Origin of the sequence: Xenorhabdus sp. KJ12.1 (assembly GCF_963876495.1) — a bacterium.
GTDB classification, from domain to species: Bacteria; Pseudomonadota; Gammaproteobacteria; order Enterobacterales; family Enterobacteriaceae; genus Xenorhabdus; species Xenorhabdus stockiae.
Map to the genome: position 1 here is coordinate 1 of NZ_CAWNQH010000081.1, position 23,223 is coordinate 23,223.

Here is a 23,223-nt window from a genome sequence, read left to right on the forward strand (position 1 = left end):
TAATCCGGCGAGCATAGTTTTTATCTGCCGTTTTTTGGACAATTTTTCTCATTTGACGCCGCTCATTGCGCGGAATTGGTGGTACGATGGCCATAACTCAGTCCTTCCTTTTTGTGTTTTTTTGGTTTTGCGATTAAAAAGTTCGCAAAAATAGGACTGAGTTTCTTTGATTCGCCTACCATTTTGAAAAGCTATTTAGAAATAAAGGTAGTTCAGGTATATTAATGATAATTAATGCCAGAGTAAAGTAAGTTAATATCTTTCTTCTCCATTTTTCTCACTTAATTTGATCAAATGACAATCTACAAATTATAGCAAGTGAATAATATTATGCCATGAAACAAAATATTATCTGGTATTATTTCGTTAATATAACCGAACCATTTTAGTTATTCGCAATAGTGAAATTTAGTTTTTAAATTATTAGCTGAGATTAATATTATTTTGGTGCTTGTTTAAAATTGAAAATATAATATATAAAATATTTCATACGCCTCAATTACGATGTATTGATAGACTCTTCCAGCCATGTGCTGATAATTTTTACCAAATTAATAGGCTGTTCAAGTGGCAGCATATGCCCGGCGTTATCAATAATACGTAATGTGGATCCTGGAAATTCACGTTGCAACGATTTCGCTTCTGCCAGCGTTCTCAATTCATCACAGGCTGAAGCGATGATTAGTACGGGGTAATTACGAGGGCTAGATAAATAAGTTGGATTATCCCGTTGCAGCATCAACTGGCGGATAAATACATCTGGCCCTAGCCGTAGGCTCATAGCACGGATGAGTTCAATAAAATACTGATTATTTTTATTATTACCATGAAGCGATGTCCGAATGGTAGTTAGGCTGAGTCCGTCAAAGAACCCATTTTTCACTATTTCTGCCGTGCGGAATTTTATTGCTTTCTGATTATCGCTGTCTGGAAAATTTGAAGTAGCAATGAGCACTAAGGCTTCGATCCTTTCTGGTACTAGACTGGCAATCCAGCGAGCAACGTATCCTCCTAAAGAAAACCCCACTAAAACAAATCGGTCTGGTGACATGGCGATATTATGAAGGGCAATTTCTCGAAGATTTTTCCCCAGAGAAATATCACCATAGACGATATTACCCAACGCAGATAATGCAGGTTCCATCTCTTGCCATAATGTTTTATCAGTCATAAGTCCCGGAATTAAAAATAGATTCACTTTTTCTCCTGCGTGGTGGGATTAAGTTTTTTATCGAGTGAGAATGCGGATAACCATATTAACAAACTTGCCATAGGGTGGACGTAGTAGATCTGTCAGTGACGGATTGTATTTGCGCAAAATAGGCATGGCCTTGGAAAAGGTTTTAAACCCTTCATACCCATGATATTGCCCCATACCGCTCGGGCCTACACCACCAAAGTGTAAACCTGTACATGCAAATTGATATAGTGTGTCATTGATGCAGATGCTACCTGCGACGATGTGCGATAAAGCCGCCTCAATGTACTTGTTATTTCGGCTAAAACAATAAAAGGCTAATGGGCGTTCATGACTTGCAATATAGTGGATTGCTTCATCATAAGAATGGTAAGTTTTGACTGGTATCAGGGGGCCAAAAATTTCTTCTTGCATAATGGCGCTGCCATCGTCTGGGTTCAGAACTAGCGTAGGGATGAAAACACGCTGCTTTAGTGCTTGTTCTTTATCAGTGAGGGGCATAAGTGGAATGGCCTGATGACCACGAGTGATCGCATCTTCAAGTAATTTGGTAAGACGCTGATACTGGTTGTCATTGATAATGCTTGTATAGTCTGGAAAATTATTTGGTTGGGGATAGCGTTTCGATACTTGTTCCTTAATCTCTGCGATAAACGGCTCAATGATGTTTTCAGGCAATAAAATGTAATCTGGTGCTATACAGGTTTGTCCTGAATTGAAAAGCTTGCCCGTTATAATGCGGGCCACCGCTTTTTTCAAATCAGCATCGGGAGCAATCAGTGCCGGAGACTTTCCGCCAAGCTCCAGCGTAACAGGGGTAAGATTTTGTGCGGCAGTTGCCATGACTTTTTTACCATTTGCCTTAGAACCTGTGAATAACAGGTGATCAAAGGGAAGGGCAGAAAAATCTGCTGCAATATCTGCTCCGCCTTGGGCAATACTGACGCGATGTTCAGGAAAAATTTTGCTGAGTAGTTTTTCTAAATAGGCATTGGTGTGCGGTGTATGTTCTGAAGGCTTGATAAAAACATGATTACCTGCAGCAATCGCGGCTATTAATGGTATGAGAGTCAAATTTACCGGATAGTTCCACGGTGCCATGATGCCAACAACACCAAGTGGAACATAGCGTATTTCAGCCTTTGCCGGCCATAATTGCCATCCAGCCTTGTATCTTTGAGGTTTTGCCCACTTTTTAAGAGAGCGCAGGCAAAGATCAATTTCATTCAACACAATCACCGCTTCTGCCATTATGCTCTCATGCCTAGAACGATGACCGAAATCACAAGAAATTGCTTCCGTCATTTCATTTAGGCTGGCTTTAAAATTTTTGCGGAGACATATCAAATCATCCCGGCGTTGTTTCTCATCAGGTCGATTTTGTTCCCATGCTTGACGCAGAGCATTAAATTGAGTGTTGATTAGTTTTGTCATTGATCTCGCCTTATCACTGAGCGGCTAAAACACCATTGAGCGATATAATAAGTGCTGAGTACCAAAAATGGGCTTAATGGAGTTTCAAAGTAAAAACGACCATAAGCGAGCAGGCTATCACTGATAGCAAAAAAAATACCGCCAATCGCCGCTGTATTCGCTGCATGTTGTGCTAGAGGAATTGGATTTTTAAATGGATAGACAATAGCTCTAATAACCGCCACTCCAGCCATGAAAGCCAAAATCGTAGCATAAATAGCAACAGGAACTCTCATACCGTTAGGCAGATTATTCAACAGCCCGATAAATATTAATAATGCGATTATTATAAATATGATAAAGATCGCCAATATAATGAAAACCGTACGAATAATTATAAATTTTGAATGAGAAGAGTGATTTTTAATATCAGAAATAGAAATACTGTCGCAACATAGAGCATAAATGTAAGCGCAATGAGTGAGTAGAAAACAAAATAGGCCAGCCAAAAAATAGTCTTGCGGTAACATTAAAAAAAAGTCACCAACTGCGGCAGATGCAAGCCCGAAAGCAATAGCGTTGCGGTAACGTATTGAGACAGGTGTGCGGATTAGTAGAATCCAAAACACTAACAGTGCCGTAGCAGTGGGTTTAGTCAGATAATGGAGCCAAATCCATGATGGATTTACAGATATACTAAGTAAAACACCTACTATGGCGCTGGCTGAAAGGAGCGTATAAAGTAAACCTATTCTGTTAAAAACACCATGTCGAGGAGTGCAATGATTTGATAACATATGCCTCATCCCACTGTTTCTTTCTTATTTACAGTATCAGAAAAACTGTTATCTGCAACGAATAACCAAAATACCAGATATCGAGCGCATGGTAAGCTTTATCCTCGTTCACATTTATCAGATATATACTTTATGTCTGAAGTGAGAAGGCTGCACTGTTTGCCAAAACACTGCCCGTTCCAGTAAATGTGAAAACTGCTTATGTAGAATGATTACACTCAACAGATTGAATATACGACCTTTAAAGGGCGTTTGGATAATGTGATAACGTTGTAACGGATAAATTAACGTGACACAGAATTCTGAACGTCCTCTTAATTTATGAGATTAATTTATTTAAATGCTTTCTTAATTTATGAGGCTAATTTATTTAAATACCCTCTTAATTTATGTGAGGAGTTTATTTAAAGGTCTGTTTTATTATTGAAGATAGGTTTTATAATTTTAGAGGATTATTTTTATTCTTAATTTAATTCATACTAATAACGCCGAATAATAAAGATTTAAAATTGAAACCATTAATTAGCTAGAATTGAAAGTTAGCTATACGTCACATAAATGTCGTTTTTAACTGATGAAAAAAGGGTGAAATCGCATTAATATTATTAATTGTGTAGCTTAAATGTCACATTCAATTTATTTTTGTAAAGTAGATAAATCTTTTTCTACTTAGTTTCAGGTGCTTATCATTTTAAGAAATATGTCTATAGGAGGATGTATTCATTCTCATGGGGATTGTTTTTTCGGGATTTTTTGCCGAATTATTTATACGGTTATTGAGTGTTTATTGTAATAACGAAAATAGTCATTTGGAGAGATGAAATACAAATGAAAACGAATATTCTACATTTTGACCTAGCTCAAAGCCATTTACGTACCCAATCCAATCAATTAAATCTTTGGGTTGGTGAATATAATATACCGTTGCAAGAACATGATGAGTCAAGTTTAGCCAGAGCAGCTGGAGAAAATCCTGCAATAGATATGGTTCTGCGTTACGGTTCACACAATATCAGCCATTTCGCGGAGATACCTGAACACTATTTTTTACCTCATCACGTTACGCTAATTAAAGTGGTTGGTGATAAATCCGGGCCTTATCGTTCTTCATTACCGGTTCTTTATCATCTTTCTTATCATATTCCCAATGCTCATTTACATCGTTATGCCAAACGTAATAGAGAAAAACTGGCAGTAAATAATATAGAGATGGCTTTGCCGGGTAAACTTAGTGCTCTCGGTGTTAATAGCCAACATTTAGCGCGAAATTCTATTCATTACGCCGATTTGTGGGTTGCGACTAATGAAATTAAAACACCGTGGGATGTTGCTTACTCTATTGTGTTTTCCCATCCGGAATTGTCTAACAGTCAGGCTTATGCAGCATCAATTGTCATTGATTCACATATTGCCCCACCACAGGCAATAGACCCACTGCAATATAACCGAGTTTATGAACTGGCTATATCAATATCGAGTCAGGGACCCGCGACAGAGACAGGTGGTTTTGCCACTTATGGCCAATTGGTTGCCCCTGATGGCAGCGCAATGTTTTACGAATTTGACTGGGTAGGTCAAGACGGACAGGTGATTTTCGCCGAAGGTGATCCGGTGATGCAATATAACCTATCGGATGAAACGGAGAATTATTCTGGCTCGCCAGCATCTAATGCGCTGAAAACTTCGCATAATGATGGTCGTCTGCAAAATCATAATTGGAGTGTCAGCCAAAGTGCGTCTCTGGACGTTGCTGAATTCAAAGATCAGGCTGCAGCATTGACGATTAAGCGGGGCACCAACCAAATTTGGACTGCCACCAACCGTACTCCTAATCACGGTATGGATGTGTATGCCGACAGCATCCGTTACGATAGCAGCCAAAGTCATTTTTCCATTGATTTTAAGAACAAATACTTACGTCAGCTAGGTGTCTATATTCAGTTCTTTAAAGACACTAAGATGGAACAGCCGATCGATAACCCAAAGGTTGACGGTAATTGGCCGTTTTATTTCCCTCAAGAACTGGCTGCGTTATTCGAAACGCCATCACAAAAGGCTCTGGGTGTATTGGCTAATGTCAATACGATCATGGGGATTCCGATGCCCACTGATCCCACTAACTTTGGCTTGCCTTGGCCAGCTGAAGCTCAGGCGGCTAAATTTTTGTTTGGTGGTTTGGGAACTTCCCGCTGGGAAAACCCGATTATCTGGCCGGGTGTGATTTTAACTGGCATGTTCCAGTACGGTATTCCGGCCCTGATGATGTTGGCTGGTGCCGCAGTAACTAACACTCAGTGGTATAAAAATTTTATTTCCGATAAGGATAGTGTTGCTGCATTAGCCGCTGTTGCTTTCCCGTTGATTGGTGGTGGGGCAGCTGTCGGAGCAGCGTTATTCAATACTAAGAAAGTGCTCACCAGTTTAGCCAGTATTGCCATTGGTATTTTGGCCAAAAAAGGGATGGAAGCATTAGCCACTTATGTTACCGCCCAGATAGCAGCCAGTGCAGCCGCTCAGGCGGTTCCGGTGGTGGGTTGGGCGTTTCGGCTTGCTTCAATTGCGCTAGATTTTGCGCAGATTGCAGTGACGACGGGGGAGTTACTTTCCACACCAGCTACCCTGGAAGTGGATATCAAGCGCCAGATGACTTTGGCTTTTACCCTGCATCCCGATCCTGCTCATGGTGAAGCGGGCCGCCCGGAAACCGCAATCTGGCCGCCGGTGGCAGTACAGTGCCAGGCGACCGTTGAATATACCAACGGCACCTACTATACCCAGACTATTCCATTACCCGCGACAGGTTCCAATACACCTCTATCTTTTAATTTCAATTCGGTTGGCTGGGGTGGAACACTAAAAATCAAGGCTAATGTCTATTCAGCCACTGGCTGGTTAGCGGGGAGCTACACCAGTGATCTGCTGAATGCGCAGCCAGATGACCCTAATGAAGGCATCATGCGCGTCAGCGGTAATATAAAAGAGATGTTGGTGCCGCTGACTCAGGTGACTCAATACGAATATTGGGAACAGTTGTCTTACGATAGAGGTAAAAAAGAGTACCAGTGGATTGAAGGCAGCGTGCCGTTGGAAACCCAGTCTTCAACCAATTGTAGCAATGTAGGCAATAACATCTGCAAGCTGGTCAATATGACAATCCTGAATTCAGATTATCAGGTTGGTTATTGTTATCAGGCTTCTGGGCAGGATATTCCACTGGAAGATCCATTAAGTCCACCCAATAGCGGCCAGATGTACGTGTTGCAAAACATTTCCACTTTGGGCAACGACTCGTTGAATGAACGTCTGAAATTATCTGCGGTAGGTTTCAAAGTACAACCACTGATCAGTTATAACAGTTTTGGCGAAGGACCGGACGAAAAAACCATCACGCCTTATAACTTTATTATTGATTCACGGTTTGGTGAATATCACTTACGTCGGGTGGACCTGCGTGATGGCAGCCATAATTTTGGTCTGACGGATAATCCGCTTTCGTGGGGGACTTTCACCATCCCACATCTTGATGCGATGGTGGTTCACCCGAGCGGCTATGTCATTGCTGTCAGTTGGCAATATAGCAAGATGCAGATCCTGACGTTAGGTGATCAGGGCTATCCGGATGATCAGGCTCCAGCGGCACAGATTGTCTCTGGAGAAGGGATTCGTCAAGGGCTAACCCATGGGCCAATTGCCCTGACCGTAACGCCAGATGGCCGCATACTATTATTGGAGACAATCAATACCCGTATTCAGGCGTTTGATACTAAAGGGAACCCATTCGCGAGTTTTGCGGGTGCAACACTGTTTCAACTTGCTACCGCTGATTATCAGGCAACACTGGATGCTCAGGAGTTTTCCCCGGCATTACAACAAGCATTTCGTGAGCAGGGGCTGACATTCCTGTTCAGTAACAGTGATCCAAACTTTATACGTTTGCTGAATGCTGGAGTACTGGACGAGCAGATTATTAACACCTTTGCGCATGATGGGATCTATCTAAGTTATAACCAGACCGCAGACGGTAATATTGACCCAGTTGGCAGCACAACAGTTGATGTGATACAGCAAGGGCAGAGCTGGTTGGTATATGATCCGCAGAAACCTGCGACTTACACGCTGACTGCTCAGGGACAAACGGTATCTGTATATAACGATTTGAGTAATGTACGGGTTACCGCTATCGGTCAAGGTGTCAAATGGCAAATTAATGATCTTAGCAGTGCTCGATCCTGGCTGTTAACCCTTAATGCAAAGAATCCTGCTCAGATTACGGTAGCGGATTATCTGTCCTATATGCCACTGAATAAGCCAGCCGGGATTAAGTATCTGGATGTTGCGGTTGAAGCGAAGGGATATATTTATGTCTTGTCATACCGTAACGAAGGGCGTGATCCAACGGATTATATCCTTGATATTTATAATCCTGACGGTACTTTTCTGGTAACTGTCCCTGATTCGACCTTAGTGCCTGATCCAGCTAAACGCCAGCATATTGTTGCCGGACATCTGGCGATAGATTCGTTCCGTACTCTGGTGGCGATGAATTACGGCAAATTCTTGGGTGAAAATCAACGTACCCAACCACAGATCAGCCAGTGGAAGCCAACTACACCAATATTCGATCTGGGTATCGATCAATTACCGATATTCCAGCAACACGATATGGATAAAATCCGCTCAGTTTTTGCTGACAACAAACACCCTCTTAGTAACAAGGCAACGCTCGAAACTATCAATGAAAATGGTTATTTCATCATTACTGATGTTAGTACCCGTTACCCAGTTATTTGCACCGTAGATGGCGATAATCAGCAGATTATTTCTGTTTACAGTTTCTCGGAGAGAACTATGCCATTAAAAATTTATAACTCAGGATTTAAAGAGGTTTTGCAACTATTAGGTATCCCAGAGATCGATGTAACGGAGAAAGTCGTTGTTGCATCTTCGTCGCAAGGCTCTTTACGGCCTGACGACCCACTGTCACTGGCTCCTTCTTATACGGCAGAAGTATCGTCAGCATCGGAGCTATTGACTCTTTCTGGTATCCCCCCTGTTGAAGCGCCGATATCCTTTCCGGCAACCGTTGATGTTTTTGCGATTGCTGAACTGGAGATTGCTGATGACGGGGTTCTGAATATTAGCAATCCGACTTCAAGACCGATAGTGGTGGTGGTTGACACTTTGGCGCTTAAGCAAGGTGGGCAACTGATATGTGACGCCTCTGTGATTCTAAACGTACAAACTTATACCCAAACTCAGGAGAACCCCCATGAATAAAATGAAAACGGTTAACGAAACTTTGGCTGAATTGCGTGAGCATTATCATTTGACCAGTACCGAGCGACAGCCAAAGCAATTGAACACTTCGGACTTTGACGGGCCGGTGATATTTTCTAACGATCCGAAAATAGCCACTGTGCCACCCGCATTCTTTACCGTACAAACCATACAAGAATTGAAGGAACTTGGGGGGGTGCCTGACAGTGAGTATGGACCAGGCGGAATGGAACCCCATCATCCGCTACCTGAACCCTATTCTGCTGAACGGTTGGCAAATGTCACCGGTAATCATGCTGATATATGTAAAGCTTTCCGCGCTTATATCTATGGTTATTCTCCTTTGGTCAAAGATTATGAAGATATTCTGAACGCTAAACGTTTCCCGATGAAAGTCGCGTTATACAGTGGTGAAGATATCGTTGTTACTGCCAGTAATCCATTGATTGTTGGAAGTAAAGAGAGTCACGGAGAACCTGTTAACTTAAGTTTTAATAAGATAACGATTCAACCTGGCGGTAAAGTTATTTATCTCACCAATGGCACGGTTCAGGCGAACGAAGTGATCATAGTTAGTACCTTAGGAGGTACAGATAATGATGGCCCGAGCATTGAAAATATTGGAGGGAACGGAGGCAATGGCGGGAGCGGAAACAGTGGCTCCAATGGGAAAGACGGTAGTAATGGTAACTCCGGTAAAGATAATAAAAACTCCTGTGCAATACAGGCTACGTCAGGTACTGCGGGTGGCAATGGTACTGATGGCGCCAAAGGAAGTGACGGCGAGAAAGGAGGGGATGCAGTGGATGTCAATTTTAAAACCGGTACCATCACAGGCTTTGTGAATATGCTGACACAAGGCGGTAATGGCGGTAATGGTGGTAACGGTGGTAACGGTGGTAGTGGCGGGAGAGGAGGGAATGGCGGTGGCTCTACCAGCGAATGTAGGGCTGGAAACGGCGGTAATGGCGGTAATGGAGGCAATGGTGGTGCCAGCGGTAATGGTGGTAACGCGGGTAACGGCGGTAACATCTATTTTACTTACGACGAAGGGGGGAGCGCATCCTTTAAGGCCAGGGCAATTGCCGGCAATGGTGGTTCTGGTGGCAATGGTGGTTCTGGTGGTGTCGGCGGCGGCGGCGGTACTGGTTATTCCAGTGGTAGCTCAGGTAAAAATGGTATATCTGGGAACTCAGGAATTGCCGGAAAAGCAGGTACCGTAGGCTCAGTTTATGTCAATGGCAAAAAACAATAACGGCAAGGAGGAGTCATGGTCGCAGATATTCAAATTTTGGGTACTAATGGCGTGAAAGGTGCCGATGGAGCCAATGGCGCTGATGGTCTACGGGGGGTTGATGGTCAGAATGCTGCTCGTCGTAAGCCAGCCACTGCCGGTAGCAATGGGGGACATGGTGGAAATGGTCAGAGTGGCCAGGATGGTCAATCAGGTTCTGGCTGGTGGTTTGCCCTGCGTTGTACCCGTTTTGACGTACAGAGTGTAGTGCGTATTAGCAATAATGGCGGTAACGGTGGTGATGGTGGCATAGCGGGTTACGGTGGTAATGGGGGTGATGGCGGCAATGGTGGTCGTGGCAATTCATCATCGTCAGGGAAACTCGGTGGTGTTGGTGGTAACGGTGGCAATGGAGGTAATGGAGGTAATGGCGGCAATGGGGGAAATGGAGGTAATGTTTGGGTCAGATATATCCAGACTAACTTACCAAAACCGGTAGCTGCCACCTCTAATGGCGGGAGTGGAGGGTTCGGGCAACCCGGAGGTGCTGGGGGGATTGCCGGGCGCGGTGGGGTAAATGGTGACGGTTCACATGCAGCCGATGGAAAATATGGTATTGGAGGGATTAGCGCCAGCGGTGGTCAGGCTGGGAGAGCTGGGAAGGTTTCTGTAAATCACTTGCTGCAAGGATAATGACATGAGCGAATCTAGATCTTTTGCTGGCAAATGGCAATTTGCTGCGGCTTCTGGCCAACTGATTACTGTTCAGGACGATGGTACGCTTCGCCTGTCAGCCAAACAATCAGGGGCGATAAATCAAATGATTAATGCTTATGGCATGACTAGCTTTTGGTTACAGGCTGGCAATGGTCAATACCTGGCCGCGAGCGGCAATACTCCTCAAGCTAATCAACCGCGCACTGGTACGGTTGCTGAGATCCAGTTGGAAGAGGTTGGAGGATCTGGATTTCGCCTGCGTCGTATCAGTAGCAGTGGTGACAGTTATTTGGTGGCACAACAATCTGGGCTGATTTGGCAGGCAGTCACTGGCAGTCCGCCTCTGTCAGCCCAATTTACTCGTACTATCGTGACAAAGGACCTGGAATTCCTCAAAGAATGGGGGGCAATGGGAGCCGATCTGCGTTTTGCTTATCTCGCTAAAGAGAATTTGAATGAAATGGTGATGATGGCCGTCGATTTGTCCAATGCTGACCTGCATGGTTCGACATTGCTTGATGCTGATTTAACTAATATCAAAGTTGATGATTGTAATTTTAATGGTTGTGACTTAAGCAAGACTGATCTAACGCATATTCATGGTAAAAATGCGCTTTTTGAAAAGTGTATCGTCGGTAGTGATACCAATATGCCTGACGCTGAGCTACCGAACGCCATTTTCCGTGGCTGTAAGAGCAGTGGTGGTCAGCCGATATTGAATCGTCTAAAAGCGCCCGGTGCGGATTTCTCTGGAGCGTTGTTACCTTCTGTAATAATGGAGAATGCTGATTTATCTCAGGCGAATCTGGTTAATGTTGATCTCAGCGGAGCTAGTCTGGCTTCCTGCAATTTTACCGCGGCGATCATGACGTTGGTGAATTTGCAGAATACCACTTTGCAGACCTCGAATTTTAGTCAAGCCACGTTAGTGGGGACGGATTTTACCGGGGCGAATATCAATCATGTTAATTTCAGTGGCGCAAATCTGACCAACGCACGGTTATCGTTAACCACCGGTTATAGCCAGCTTAACCTCAGCGACAGTACCTTATTAGCGACGGTGCTGACAAAGATGAACTTGGTTGATGCCACGATTACCGCTAAAACAGATTTTACTCAGGCGCAGATGGATGGCGTTAATCTGAGCCGCCAGAAGCTGGATCAAGTCATATTCCTGATGGCGTCGATGAAAAAGGCAAATCTGGATTTTACGTCACTGAATGGCGCAGTTCTGGTCGGTGCTAATCTGGCCGGTGCTACTGTTCTGGGGAATGTCTCTTTAGTTGGCGCGAATTTATCTAATGCGAGTCTGGAGAATGTTAATTTAACTGGTGCTCAATTTGGTGCTTTATCCACAGTGACACATTTGGATAAAGCCGATGCTCAGACACTGGATAATCAGCAACTGCCTGAACGGTTACGTCAAATGTTGTATCAGGGAAAGATATTGGTTAATGGTCAGGCAGAGGTGTTGGTTCGTCAGCCGGGCCAGAACTGGCTGGTGGAACATGATGGTAAACCGTTATTTATTCACTATCAGGATGGGCAATTAAATGTTGCGCAAGATAATGGCGGTAATGCGGCAATTCTTGCCAACACATTTATGCCTAATGCTATCCTGACTGGCGCTAATCTGTACGCAGTTGATATGTCTGGCGCTCATTGGTACGGCAGTAACGCCAGAGCCGATAACGCCAATTTGGAACAGGTCAATTTGTCGAATGCTAACTTAGCGACAATGAATTTCACTCAGGCTCGATTGTTTGGTGCCAATTTATCCTATGCTAGTCTGGTGAATACTGATTTCAGCAAGGCAATGTTAGAACCCACCGAAGGTCTTAAACCGGCATCTCTGGCCTTTGCTTCAATTCAAGGCACTATCTTTACGGAAGCTAAATTGACCGGCGCTAATCTGACCAATGGCGCGGTGGCTTTACCGTTTGAGGAAACAGGCAATAAGTTAACAGGTGTACCTTTATTCAGTGCGGCGCTTGAGCTGATGAGTTCATTAAATAGTGGCACAGTCTCAAAAGAGTTGCGTCAGGTATTCACTGATAACGGCTACAGTCTGTTATCTAATGCCAAAATCATTGAAAAGCAAAGTAATCAATATTGGATTATCTCCAACCAGCCGCCAGACACCGATCTGAATTATCGAGGATATTGTAACTTTATGGTGATTCGGGTGAGTGAAGTCGGTAATAACCATCTGCAAGTTTGTGGTGGATCGCCATTACGTATCATCCGTACTGCGGCTGACAATACATTGCAACCGGTTAATGTCGCTTTTGGGGTGACAATTGATATCACTCAGGCAATGGATGGAGCCACCACCTGCCCAAGTGGTTTGCGTTATCAGTTACTCAATACGGGCATCAGCTATCAGTCATTGATGACACCGGGGTTACCACCTCATCCGCCAAAATGTATTCCCAGTCCGACTACTTGGTGTTGATAAGTAAACACGATGATCTGGCAAACAACTAATCGGAGCAAAGAATACCATTATGGATATTAATATGATGAGAAGCGATAATATGCCGATTGCCATTATCGGTATGAGTTGCCGTTTCCCGGGAGGTGTTAGCTCTCCAGAAGAATACTGGCAGCTGTTGTGTGGTTCAAGTGACGCAATTACTCCAGTCCCCCCTGAACGCTGGTCAACTCAGGCTTATAGTTCCCGAGATCGCAATTTGCCAGGGAAAATGGTGGCGCGAGAAGGCGGATTTATCACTGATGTTACCGGTTTCGATGCGGCGGTGTTTGATATCAGTAATACAGAAGCGCCTTTTATCGATCCACAGCATCGTTTGATGTTGCAGGTGACATGGGAAACGCTGGAACGGGCGAGAATAGCGCCAAAATCGTTGGCGGGTCAGGCGGTTGGTGTCTATATCGGTGCTTTCACTCATGATTATATGCACCTGCAATTTACTGATTTGCGTCAGGCTACCGGTTATACCTCAACCGGTGCAATGGGAACCATGTTGTCAAACCGGATATCCCATGCGTTTGATTTTCAAGGACCATCCTTGACTATTGATAGCGCCTGTTCATCGTCCCTGTTAGCGGTCCATTTGGCTTGTGAAAGTTTGCGGCGCGGAGAATCACAACTGGCGCTAGCGGGTGGCAGCCAGTTAATGTTGATGCCTGATTTTTCGATAGTAGAAAGCCGTACTGGTTTTCTATCATTAACCAACCGCTGTCATAGCTTTTCAGCTAACGCTGATGGTTATGTGCGTAGTGAAGGAGTCGGTGCTGTTTTGCTGAAACCTTTGAATGCAGCTTTACAGGATGGCGATCCCGTTTTGGCGGTGATCCACGGTTCAGCTGCCAATCAAGATGGTCGCACTCCCACGATTACTCAGCCGAGTAGCACCGCACAACAACGAGTGATTCGGATGGCCTGTGCTCAGGCGGGGATTTCCCCGGAAGAGATTGATTATATTGAGGCTCATGGTACTGGGACTGGGGTGGGTGATCCGATAGAAGCAGAAGCACTGGGGCTGGTCTGTCGGCCCGAACCAACAGACCGCCCATTGTTGATTGGTGCGTGTAAATCCGTAATTGGTCATACGGAAGCTGCGGCGGGCATTGCTGGATTAATTAAAGCGGTATTGTGTTTACAACGAGGACAGGTACCGGGCAATTTACATGCCGAGCCGCCTAACCGCCACATTCGTTTTACTGAGTTGGGATTGCAAGTTCTACAGCAGTTAACTCCATTGCCTGAAAGAAAAGTAATAGCAGGGGTGAATTCCTTTGGTTTTGGCGGAACGAATGTCCATGTGGTGTTAAGTAATAATGCAGAATCTTCCGTACAACTTCGAACGACGCAAGGGCAAGCTTTCATGCTGCCATTGTCTGCGCAGTCTGAGTTTTCTCTGAAGCAACAAGCTCAGAGCATTTCTGATTTGCTGCAACAGCAGCCAGATATTGCCCTTGATGATTTGTGCTATAGCTTGGCGACGACTCGCCACTGTTTTCCGTTACGTAAGGGGATCGCATTCAGTAACCGAGAACAGTTGCGACAGCGGTTGACTAATCTGAATGTGTCGTCGGAGCATAACAATAAAAAAGTTGATCGTCTGGCTTGGATATTTGCGGGTATTGGCAGTGAAGATTGGCAAGACTCTATCGCTTGGTTTCAGCAATTTCCCGAATTTACTGAACAATTCGAGCGTTGTGAGGCAATTTGGACGGGATTTTCTGCACCTTCCTTATATGCGGCATTGATCTCTGCCGATGAACTGATAGAGCCGCCAATGCAGTTTGCTGTACAAATCTCAATGGCTGCGCAGTTGCAGAAGTGGGGGTTCAAACCAGCGGCGTTACTTGGTCATAGTTCCGGTGAAATGGCGGCTTGTTATCTGGCGGGAATTTATGATCTGACGCAGGCACTGACACTGTTACATCAGCGTTATCATTATCTGGAACGTGTGTTGAATAAAGGCGGCGGATTATTAATCGTGGCGGCAACAGTTGAGCAGATATTGCCTCATTTGTCTGCCCCCGGTGCCGAGCCTGCCGTGGTGATAGCAGGGCGTAATAGTATCAATCGTTGCTTACTGTCTGGGCCTATAAGTGAATTAACCGCTGTTGCTGAGCGCTTAAAGCAGCAGCGTATTGCCAGTAGTTGGCTCAATTATAGAATTGCTTCTCATTCCCATTATATAGAGTCAATCAGGGCTGGGTTGACTGCGGATGCGGCAACCGTTCCCGCGGCAGAACCTTTGTTGCCAGTGTTTTCATCAGTCACCGGGGAGTTGATTAATGGAAAGTTGAGTCCCGAGCATTGGGCTGACAATGTCGTCTCGTCACTCCGTTTTGACGATGCGGTAGAAAACATGCTCAAAGCGGGTTTCCACCATTTTCTGGAAGTTTCACCTAAATCACTACTGAGTGCAGGATTAAAGGATTGGAGCCAGCCTTATCGAGGACAGGTGTTTGCTTGTCGCTCAGGGCAGAACTGGCCACAACTGTTAGGGCAGCTGTTTGAAGCTGGGATTGAACCGGACTGGCGGACTCTGATGCCTACCGCTTGTCCAATTGATCTACCCACTTACTCCTGGCATCAGCAATCTTATTGGCATGAACCAGAGATTAGCCGTCGCCGCCGATTACGTATATTGAGCGGTGTATTATTGGGCGAAGCTCAGCCGGGCAGCGAGAGTTGGCAAGCTGAGTTGGCTGTAGAACAAGTGCCTTGGTTACTCGATCATGTTGTCATGGGAAATGCAATATTTCCGGCTGCGGGCTATATTGAAATCATGTTGGCTGCGGCTCGTATCTGTTTTCCTGACGTTGGATTAGCGCTTGATAATATTGTGTTGCAATCGGCTTTACTGCTAGAGCCAGGCATAGAATTCAGGTTAAAGACACAGCTAGATCGCCAGCGAATGGAAGTGCAAGTACACATTACCCGTAATCTGGATGAGAGTGTACATTACCAACTTGCAGCCAGTGCACAGGTGAACATTGTTGTACCAGGTGCTACTGCTTGTGCTATTCCTCCATTAGCGGTAAGTGATCGCTATCCTTGCATGTGGAACCAAGAGATGTTGTATCAGGCATTTCAACATCTACATTTCAGTTATAGTGGTGTTTTTTGTACTCTGCGCCATGCGTTTGTTGGTAAAGAAGAAACAATCTGTGAGATTGAATTACCACCTGCACCGGAGGGAATGAATTTTCACCCAGCGGCTTTGGATGGCATCTTCCAATCATTGTTGGCTATTCAGTCTGCTGATGTTCACGCGCCAATTCCTGCCAACGAGTTCCGTATCCCGGTCAGTATTCAGCATTTGCGTATCAATGGTAAATTGTCAGGTCGGGTTCATGCCCATGCCCGAAATACTAAGCAGACGCAACAACAATGGATTGGTGATATTGACGTCTATACTGATAGCGGTATGTTGCTTTGTCAGATCAGCGGGTTTTGCGTTCAGCTTGTTGGTAATAGAAAAAACAGCTTGTCTGCCAAACTGCACAATCTGGTTGTCGGCCAACCACAGTGGCGTAAACTGCCCGCTCAGCCATCAACAGAGTCTGTGACGCAATGGGCTATCCTTGGGGGTGAAAACGCTCTGGCAGAAGAGTTAGTTGATGAGTTGCAACGCCGTGGTGGATGTGCCTCGTTGTATTCTGGTCTGCCTGACAGTTATCAGAAAATTCAAGAATTAGTTGATACTCTTCCTGTTGAAACCGAAAGGCTCCTGATCCTCTGGCCGTTGCAGGCTCCGCGGATGGCTTATCATTCGTTGATACATTTGTGTGCAGCGCTGGCCGAACGGTCGATAAAACCACGTTTGTGGATAGTGACTCAATGTGCTCATCAAATTACCGAGCAGGATCAGCCCGATCCATTTGCCGCTGCATTATGGGGAATGATGCGAGTTATTGGTCAACAAGAAGCAACCGCATTATGGGGTGGATTACTGGATATTGACAGTATCACGGCTCCAGCCAAATGGTGGGACGCGCTATTGATAGGTGATGGCGAGGATCAATTAGCTCTGCGCCATGACCAGCGTTATGTGCTACGCCTTGTGCCATTACCTGAAATACCCGCGCTACCATCAGTGCGTTTTCGTCCAGATGGCTGCTATCTGCTGACTGGTGCTTTTGGTGATATTGGGCGTCAATTGATTCCCTGGATGATACAACATGGTGCTCAACATTTGTTATTGATTGGGCGTCGCCTTGCCCTTGATGCGGCTGATCAAAAGTTATTGGAAATGCTACATCAACAAGGGATAGAGGCTAATTATCTGCCGGTTGATCTCGGTGATGTGGAAAGGACCCGCATTTGTTTGGCTGAGTATCGACAACAAGCCAGCCAGCCGCTGCGTGGGGTGATTCATTGCGCTGCGCATGTTGAAGATCAGGGATATCGTGAACTCAGCCCCGAGGCGTTTGATAGAGTATTTGCCACTAAAGCATTAGCTGCCTGGACATTGCATCAAGCGTTGGCTGATGCACCTTTAGAGCATTTTGTTATGTTTTCCTCGTTGGGGGCATTATTGGCTTTACCGGGTATGGCATCTTACGCAGCGGCTAACGCTATGTTGGATAGTCTGGCCTGTTTACGGCGTCAGCAAGGTTTACCTGCGTTAAGCCTTAATTGGGGGCCATGGGAAGCGGGGATCGCTTTGCAGGATAGCCGAACGCTGCCAATATTGGAAAATAGTGGCTTACAGCCATTTGGCTCAGAGGAGGGATTAGCTGTTTTAGAGCGCTTGTTTGCACGGATTGAGCCGCAACTGGTGCCATTCTTGACGAATTGGTCAAATTTACTGTCCAGCCAGATGCGTCACCTACCGTTATTGCGTGATGTTCAGCAAGAAAATGTGGTTCAGACTTTACCCATAGAAGCGGCGCTTGCAGTGAGTGATCTGGATGATGTCGTTAGCTTGCTACAAACCTTTTGTGGTGAGATTGTTGGGACGTCAACAGAAGTATTCCATCCCGACCTACCTTTGACTAACAACGGTATTGATTCATTGAATGGTTTAATGTTGGCACAAAAAATCAACAATCAATTACGTTTGGATATTCCGCTGGAATTGTTGTTAAGTGATAAGCCGCTGGCTGAACTTGCATCATTGATTACATATCGATTGCAAGTTAAGGCAATTACGAAGTAGGAAAACCTTTCGAATTGTTTAAGAATAGCTAACTCAGAGACACGTAGTTGCGATTTGGTTTCAATAGGAAACTTATCGGACTACGGTGTCTCGAATGTTCTATTCGGGAAGATTTTTTAATCTAATTGAATATAAATCCCATTTTTATCTTGACTACAATTATTGAATGAAACACGGAAGGGAACCAGCCAGAGTGGCCTCCACCTTAAGATTATGCGAGTACTCAATTTGCAAGGAATTGAAGCTATCCAGATGGAGTTGGTTACTCGGATGACCGATAATTTCCAGACTCTAATTCCAAGCATCTTAAAGTTAGTTGCTATAGTAGACATTTCATTCAAACATTGATTTAGCAGTTTTTGATAATTTTATATCAATAATATCAAAATGTTATGTGTAATAATCTATTCCTTATGTACAAACTTTATTGTTCCTGCACAACAATCTTACATTAATTCCTGCTTCTTTATTCTTCTACTTATTAAAATATACATTTGAAAAAGTAAGGTTCGAGCAATAAAATGGTGTGGGTCATTAGCCCCACTTTTTACGTAGAGCAACCAATAAATATTGGGTTCAGGGAACAGTTTATGCACAATGAAGATGAAAAAAATACAGAGAAACAATCATTGATTGTGCTTTCCGGTGAGCAAAAAAATCAGGGAATGGTCATGTCAATATCGGTACCTGGTAATCAGGTATATGACAATCCGGCTATTGCCTATCTTGTCAGTTTGGGATCAAAACGAAGCCGGCAGACAATGAAATCATTCCTTAATATTGTGGCAAAAATGTTGGGGTATCAGAATGTACGGGATTGTTTATGGAGTGATTTGCGGCGACATCATATACAGGCTGTAATGGAAATGCTCTCTGATTCCGGAAAAGCTCCGGCAACAATTAATACTTATCTTTCAGCTCTGAAAGGTGTTGCTTTAGAAGCATGGACGATGAAACAACTTGATACCGATAGTTTTCAGCACATCAAACAAGTACGGTCTGTCAGGGGAAATCGTTTACCGAAAGGGCGGGCACTTGAGCGACATGAAATTAAAAATTTATTTTATGCCTGTGAAGATGATATCAGTACAAAAGGTTTACGTGATGCAGCTATTATTGGCGTTTTGGTGGGGTGCGGTCTGCGCCGATCAGAAATTGTTTCATTAGATATGAAAAGTATTATTTATCGTGAGCAAGCATTAAGGGTAATGGGAAAAGGTAATAAAGAGCGTTTGTCTTATATGCCGGAAGGAACATGGAGACGATTAAATCGTTGGATAGATGAAGTCCGCGGTGATCATGCCGGCCCATTATTTACTCGTATCCGGCGTCATGATGATGTGACTGATAGTCGTCTTTCAGATCAGGCTATTTATCATATATTGGAAAATCGCAGAATTGAAAGCGGAATAGAAAAATTTGCTCCGCATGATCTACGCAGAACTTTTGCTTCAGCCATGCTGGATAATGGTGAAGATATTGTCACAGTCAAAGATGCGATGGGGCACTCAAGCATCACAACAACTCAAAAATATGATCGACGTGGAGATGAACGTTTGAGAAATGCAGCCAGAAATTTGAATTTCTGACGAGTTATATCAGCCAGACGAGCATAATATTTCACAGGAACTCATTTCCCGCCGCAAGCGGCGGGGTTGTCTATTCTTCATCCACATTAATCGGGCAAACAAAGCCGTCTGGTTTAATTGCCAACAAATCACATTTCAATCGGCCAATCACATGTTCGGCAGTATTACCAAGAAATGCGGCAGATAAACCAGTACGGCCAAGAATACCTAAAACGACCACTCCTGCATTGAGTTCATCACAAATTTCAGGAATGACGTTTTCCGGTAAACCTTCCTGAACGTGAGTTTGCTCTTCACGAATACAAAATTTTTGTCTTAGCTCTTTCATTGCGACCAAATGCTGACCACGTAATGCTCGGTTATATACATTAGGATCAAAGTCAGGGAGTTCTGTTGCGATGTTTAAAGGGGCCGCAGGGTAGGCGCTGACCAGATGAATCAAAGGTTCTTTCACAATTTTGTTGGCAAGATCCTGTGTTTCATCAACTAACTTCAGATTAAGTTCATTATGATAGGATTCTTCATTTGATAAATTGACGGCAACAACAGCAGAACCTTTCTCCGGCCATATCTGATCTTTTACCATCCAGACAGGGCAAGGGCATTTACGCAACAAATGCCAGTCAAGTGGCGTAAAGATTATCGATTCCAGCAGGGAATGTTGATGTGCCATCTTTAATAACAAATCATGCTTACCGGAGATAACTTCTTGAATAATCGCTTCATAAAAACGATTATGCCAGACTACCTTGATTTCAATATCAATCCCGGATTCAAGATAGTAGTGCGCCTGTTGTTTTATCCAAGCGATTCGTTGACCAATAACACCTTTACGCATAGCGTTTCTTTCTTCAGGAGAAAGTAACGTGGTCATATCGTATGAAAGATCATAAATAGGTAAGAAAGCTTTAATCCGGCCACCATTACGTTGCACGATATATACCGCGCGTCTTAACGCTGGCTGATCATCCTGATTCGGATCAATTGCAACTAAGAGGTTTTGATAGTTTGCCATATTAATCCCTCGCAGAGGCTGGATGTAATTTTTGTACGGAAGATAAACTATAGACAACTATAACAGGGGATAGGGCAGCCAGATCAGTAAAATATAGTGATCTGGCTTAAATTTTAAAACAACGCTACGTTACATTTGTATGGGCTTTGCCTGCAAGTTCAGTCAATTTTTCCATATTTTCGACAGCGATATACTTACCTTTAACGCTTAAAATACCATTTTTCTGGAATCGTCCAAGCAGGCGGCTGATTGTTTCAACGGTCAAACCGAGATAATTACCAATATCACCGCGGGTCATGGTCAGACGGAATTCGCGGGGAGAAAAACCGCGTTGAGCAAAACGACGGGATAAATTATAAACAAATGCGGCCAGTCTTTCTTCTGCGTTCTTTTTGGATAGCAACAGGATCATTTCCTGATCACCTTTGATTTCACCACTCATCAAACGCATCATCTGTTGGCGAAGATTTGGCATTTTTCCAGAAAGATCATCCAGTGTCTCAAACGGGATTTCACATACCATTGAAGTTTCCAGAGCCTGAGCAAAGCTGGGGTGTTCAGTATTTATAATGGCATCGAACCCGACTAAATCACCAGCAAGATGAAACCCGGTGATCTGTTCGTCACCTTCTTCGGTGATAGTGTAGCTTTTAATAGTCCCAGAACGGATAGCGTAAAGCGATTTTAGTGCATCACCAGCTTTAAAAAGTGTTTGCCCTTTTTGGATTGGTTTTTTACGCTCAATAATATTATCAAGCTGATCGAGTTCATGTTCGTTTAAAGTGAAAGGAATGCATAGTTGGTTAATACTGCAATCCTGACAGTGGATTGCACAACCACCTGATTGAATTCGCCTGATAATACGTTTTTCCGGGACCATAGGAAGCGCTCGTTAGAAATTATTGATGCCTGTCAATTTAACATATTTCGGTTGCTCTGATAAGAGCTTGCTTTTTATGTTAATCACTCACAGTTATTATCGAAGAAGAAAAAAATGAAATTTTGCTGCGATTCATGCATAACTTGCGTAAAATCTTGCATACTCGATATAACATTTCAATTAAACGTAAATTACATTAATAATATATACCATTGGTCTTTCAAGTTGCTATTTTGTTGGCTGAACTCAATCAAATTGCTGACTATGCACCCGGAACACTCTTTTTTAGCCGCGATGCATCTTGAAATCCATTAGATATAATACGTTGTAATAACGGTGGTTTTACAAATAAATGGATGGATTAGCATGAGTGAATGGCTGTTGATTGCATTTACAATGATAGTGCAAAGTTCTATTGGTCTGGTATTGATGAGTGCACTTTATACTCATTTTTTTAATCGCAAAGCAGGAACGGGGCAGAAACCAGAAGCTGTACCTGTTCGCAGAATTTTAGTCATCAGCAGTATTCTAGCCGGAATAGGGCTGATCTCTTCTTTGGATATCATAGGATACCCATTCAGCGTATATCAGTTATTACAATTACATAACATAATGCAGGAGTGGATAAATACAGAAACAGCACTGGCTGCTATCTATTTTATTACTCTGAGTTTATATACGCTCTTTGTCCTGCTTACTAAGCAGAGCCATGCATATATTATGGCGGGAATTAGCGTTATTGGATTAGTTGATATTCACTACATGGTCAATATTTATTCTAATAGTGACATAATTACCTGGACAAATGTTAATACTTATTTTCTGTTTTATGGTGCAGTCTTTACTCTGGGGCCGGCACTGTCACTATCACTTATTGGTCAGTCTGGCAAGCAGTTCATGCGGGAAAAAATTCCGACTAAATTGCTCATGGCAGCACTAATCATTGTCTTTATCAGTGTGACGACGCGCTTAATTGAACAGCCGGCATACATGGGGTGGCTAGTAGAGGCAGTCACTGATGGTGAAACTGAAAATATCATTTTTCCTCATCAACCCGAAATTAACCTGAAAAGCGCATTTGGATTCAGGATGATAACTTGGTGTTTATATATTCTTGCCATGACAATATGGGCCTATACATTGTGGAAAAGCAGAAATAAAACACTCATTCGCACAAGTTATCCCATCTTATCAGGAACAATGATCATGCTGGTGGCTGAAATAATTAACCAATATATCTTCTTTGCAATGAGTAACGTCTAATTATTACTCAATTAATGAGTGCATACCCTCCATTTATTCCATTCTGCACAATAAAAAATGTAACACCAATACTTATTTTTATGTGCAGAAATACACCTTTTATCCATAAAGTCATATAAGTAGATAATTTCAGCTACTGATCTCTTTTTTCATTCATTTCTTTGTTCCCGTGCACAAATTCAAAGTATTTGTTA

Annotated in this window: 12 protein-coding genes; 7 read left to right on the top strand and 5 right to left on the bottom strand. The window is 43.7% G+C overall.

Going from position 1 to position 23,223, the window contains the following annotated elements; translation table 11 throughout:
* Positions 1-499 precede the first annotated feature (499 nt).
* The 3 genes from AACS92_RS14285 to AACS92_RS14295 are packed head-to-tail and all read right to left on the bottom strand — an operon-like array spanning position 500 to position 3,408.
* On the bottom strand, positions 500-1,198 hold the full coding sequence (locus AACS92_RS14285) for an alpha/beta fold hydrolase (protein WP_153044789.1): 699 nt from the start codon (positions 1,196-1,198) through the stop codon (positions 500-502).
* A 30-nt stretch (positions 1,199-1,228) separates the two neighbouring features.
* Positions 1,229-2,632 (bottom strand): coniferyl aldehyde dehydrogenase, encoded by a 1,404-nt coding sequence (locus AACS92_RS14290; protein ID WP_099111624.1) that lies wholly within the window; start codon positions 2,630-2,632, stop codon positions 1,229-1,231.
* Complete coding sequence (locus AACS92_RS14295) at positions 2,629-3,408, bottom strand: lysoplasmalogenase (protein WP_099111625.1); 780 nt, start codon at positions 3,406-3,408, stop codon at positions 2,629-2,631. The genes AACS92_RS14290 and AACS92_RS14295 overlap by 4 nt, the downstream gene beginning before the upstream one ends.
* A gap of 828 nt (positions 3,409-4,236) precedes the next feature.
* On the opposite strand from AACS92_RS14295, the gene AACS92_RS14300 reads away from it, so the two are divergent.
* From AACS92_RS14300 to AACS92_RS14325, 6 genes are all read left to right on the top strand, one after another.
* The gene (locus AACS92_RS14300; RefSeq protein WP_099111626.1) at positions 4,237-8,685 is read left to right on the top strand and encodes a hypothetical protein; all 4,449 of its coding nucleotides are present in this window, start codon (positions 4,237-4,239) and stop codon (positions 8,683-8,685) included.
* Positions 8,678-9,940 carry a hypothetical protein gene (locus tag AACS92_RS14305; RefSeq protein ID WP_099111627.1) on the top strand — a complete coding sequence of 421 codons (1,263 nt, stop codon included), beginning with the start codon at positions 8,678-8,680 and terminating at the stop codon, positions 9,938-9,940. The genes AACS92_RS14300 and AACS92_RS14305 overlap by 8 nt, the downstream gene beginning before the upstream one ends.
* Before the next feature lie 15 nt (positions 9,941-9,955).
* On the top strand, positions 9,956-10,612 hold the full coding sequence (locus AACS92_RS14310; protein WP_193756992.1) for a hypothetical protein: 657 nt from the start codon (positions 9,956-9,958) through the stop codon (positions 10,610-10,612).
* Positions 10,613-10,616: 4 nt separating this feature from the next.
* On the top strand, positions 10,617-13,091 hold the full coding sequence (locus AACS92_RS14315) for a pentapeptide repeat-containing protein (RefSeq protein ID WP_099111629.1): 2,475 nt from the start codon (positions 10,617-10,619) through the stop codon (positions 13,089-13,091).
* A gap of 64 nt (positions 13,092-13,155) precedes the next feature.
* Positions 13,156-18,282: a type I polyketide synthase gene (locus AACS92_RS14320; protein WP_193756993.1), complete on the top strand. Its 5,127-nt coding sequence runs from the start codon at positions 13,156-13,158 to the stop codon at positions 18,280-18,282.
* A gap of 590 nt (positions 18,283-18,872) precedes the next feature.
* On the top strand, positions 18,873-19,871 hold the full coding sequence (locus tag AACS92_RS14325) for a tyrosine-type recombinase/integrase (protein ID WP_099111631.1): 999 nt from the start codon (positions 18,873-18,875) through the stop codon (positions 19,869-19,871).
* Between the two features lie 70 nt (positions 19,872-19,941).
* Here AACS92_RS14325 and uspE read toward each other — a convergent pair whose 3' ends face one another.
* Both uspE and AACS92_RS14335 read right to left on the bottom strand, forming a co-directional pair.
* Complete coding sequence (uspE, locus tag AACS92_RS14330) at positions 19,942-20,886, bottom strand: universal stress protein UspE (RefSeq protein WP_099111632.1); 945 nt, start codon at positions 20,884-20,886, stop codon at positions 19,942-19,944.
* Between the two features lie 124 nt (positions 20,887-21,010).
* On the bottom strand, positions 21,011-21,766 hold the full coding sequence (locus AACS92_RS14335) for an FNR family transcription factor (protein ID WP_099111633.1): 756 nt from the start codon (positions 21,764-21,766) through the stop codon (positions 21,011-21,013).
* Positions 21,767-22,132: 366 nt separating this feature from the next.
* Between AACS92_RS14335 and AACS92_RS14340 the strand changes: the two genes are divergently transcribed.
* Positions 22,133-23,029, top strand: a complete 897-nt coding sequence (locus AACS92_RS14340; RefSeq protein WP_099111635.1) for a dimethyl sulfoxide reductase anchor subunit family protein — start codon at positions 22,133-22,135, stop codon at positions 23,027-23,029.
* Positions 23,030-23,223 lie beyond the last annotated feature (194 nt).

Coding starts and splice junctions, on each gene's coding strand:
- AACS92_RS14290 (WP_099111624.1), bottom strand. CDS start 2,632: ATGACAAAACTAATCAACACTCAATTTAATGCTCTGCGTCAAGCATGG.
- AACS92_RS14295 (WP_099111625.1), bottom strand. CDS start 3,408: ATGTTATCAAATCATTGCACTCCTCGACATGGTGTTTTTAACAGAATA.
- AACS92_RS14300 (WP_099111626.1), top strand. CDS start 4,237: ATGAAAACGAATATTCTACATTTTGACCTAGCTCAAAGCCATTTACGT.
- AACS92_RS14305 (WP_099111627.1), top strand. CDS start 8,678: ATGAATAAAATGAAAACGGTTAACGAAACTTTGGCTGAATTGCGTGAG.
- AACS92_RS14310 (WP_193756992.1), top strand. CDS start 9,956: ATGGTCGCAGATATTCAAATTTTGGGTACTAATGGCGTGAAAGGTGCC.
- AACS92_RS14315 (WP_099111629.1), top strand. CDS start 10,617: ATGAGCGAATCTAGATCTTTTGCTGGCAAATGGCAATTTGCTGCGGCT.
- AACS92_RS14320 (WP_193756993.1), top strand. CDS start 13,156: ATGATGAGAAGCGATAATATGCCGATTGCCATTATCGGTATGAGTTGC.
- AACS92_RS14325 (WP_099111631.1), top strand. CDS start 18,873: ATGCACAATGAAGATGAAAAAAATACAGAGAAACAATCATTGATTGTG.
- uspE (WP_099111632.1), bottom strand. CDS start 20,886: ATGGCAAACTATCAAAACCTCTTAGTTGCAATTGATCCGAATCAGGAT.
- AACS92_RS14335 (WP_099111633.1), bottom strand. CDS start 21,766: ATGGTCCCGGAAAAACGTATTATCAGGCGAATTCAATCAGGTGGTTGT.
- AACS92_RS14340 (WP_099111635.1), top strand. CDS start 22,133: ATGAGTGAATGGCTGTTGATTGCATTTACAATGATAGTGCAAAGTTCT.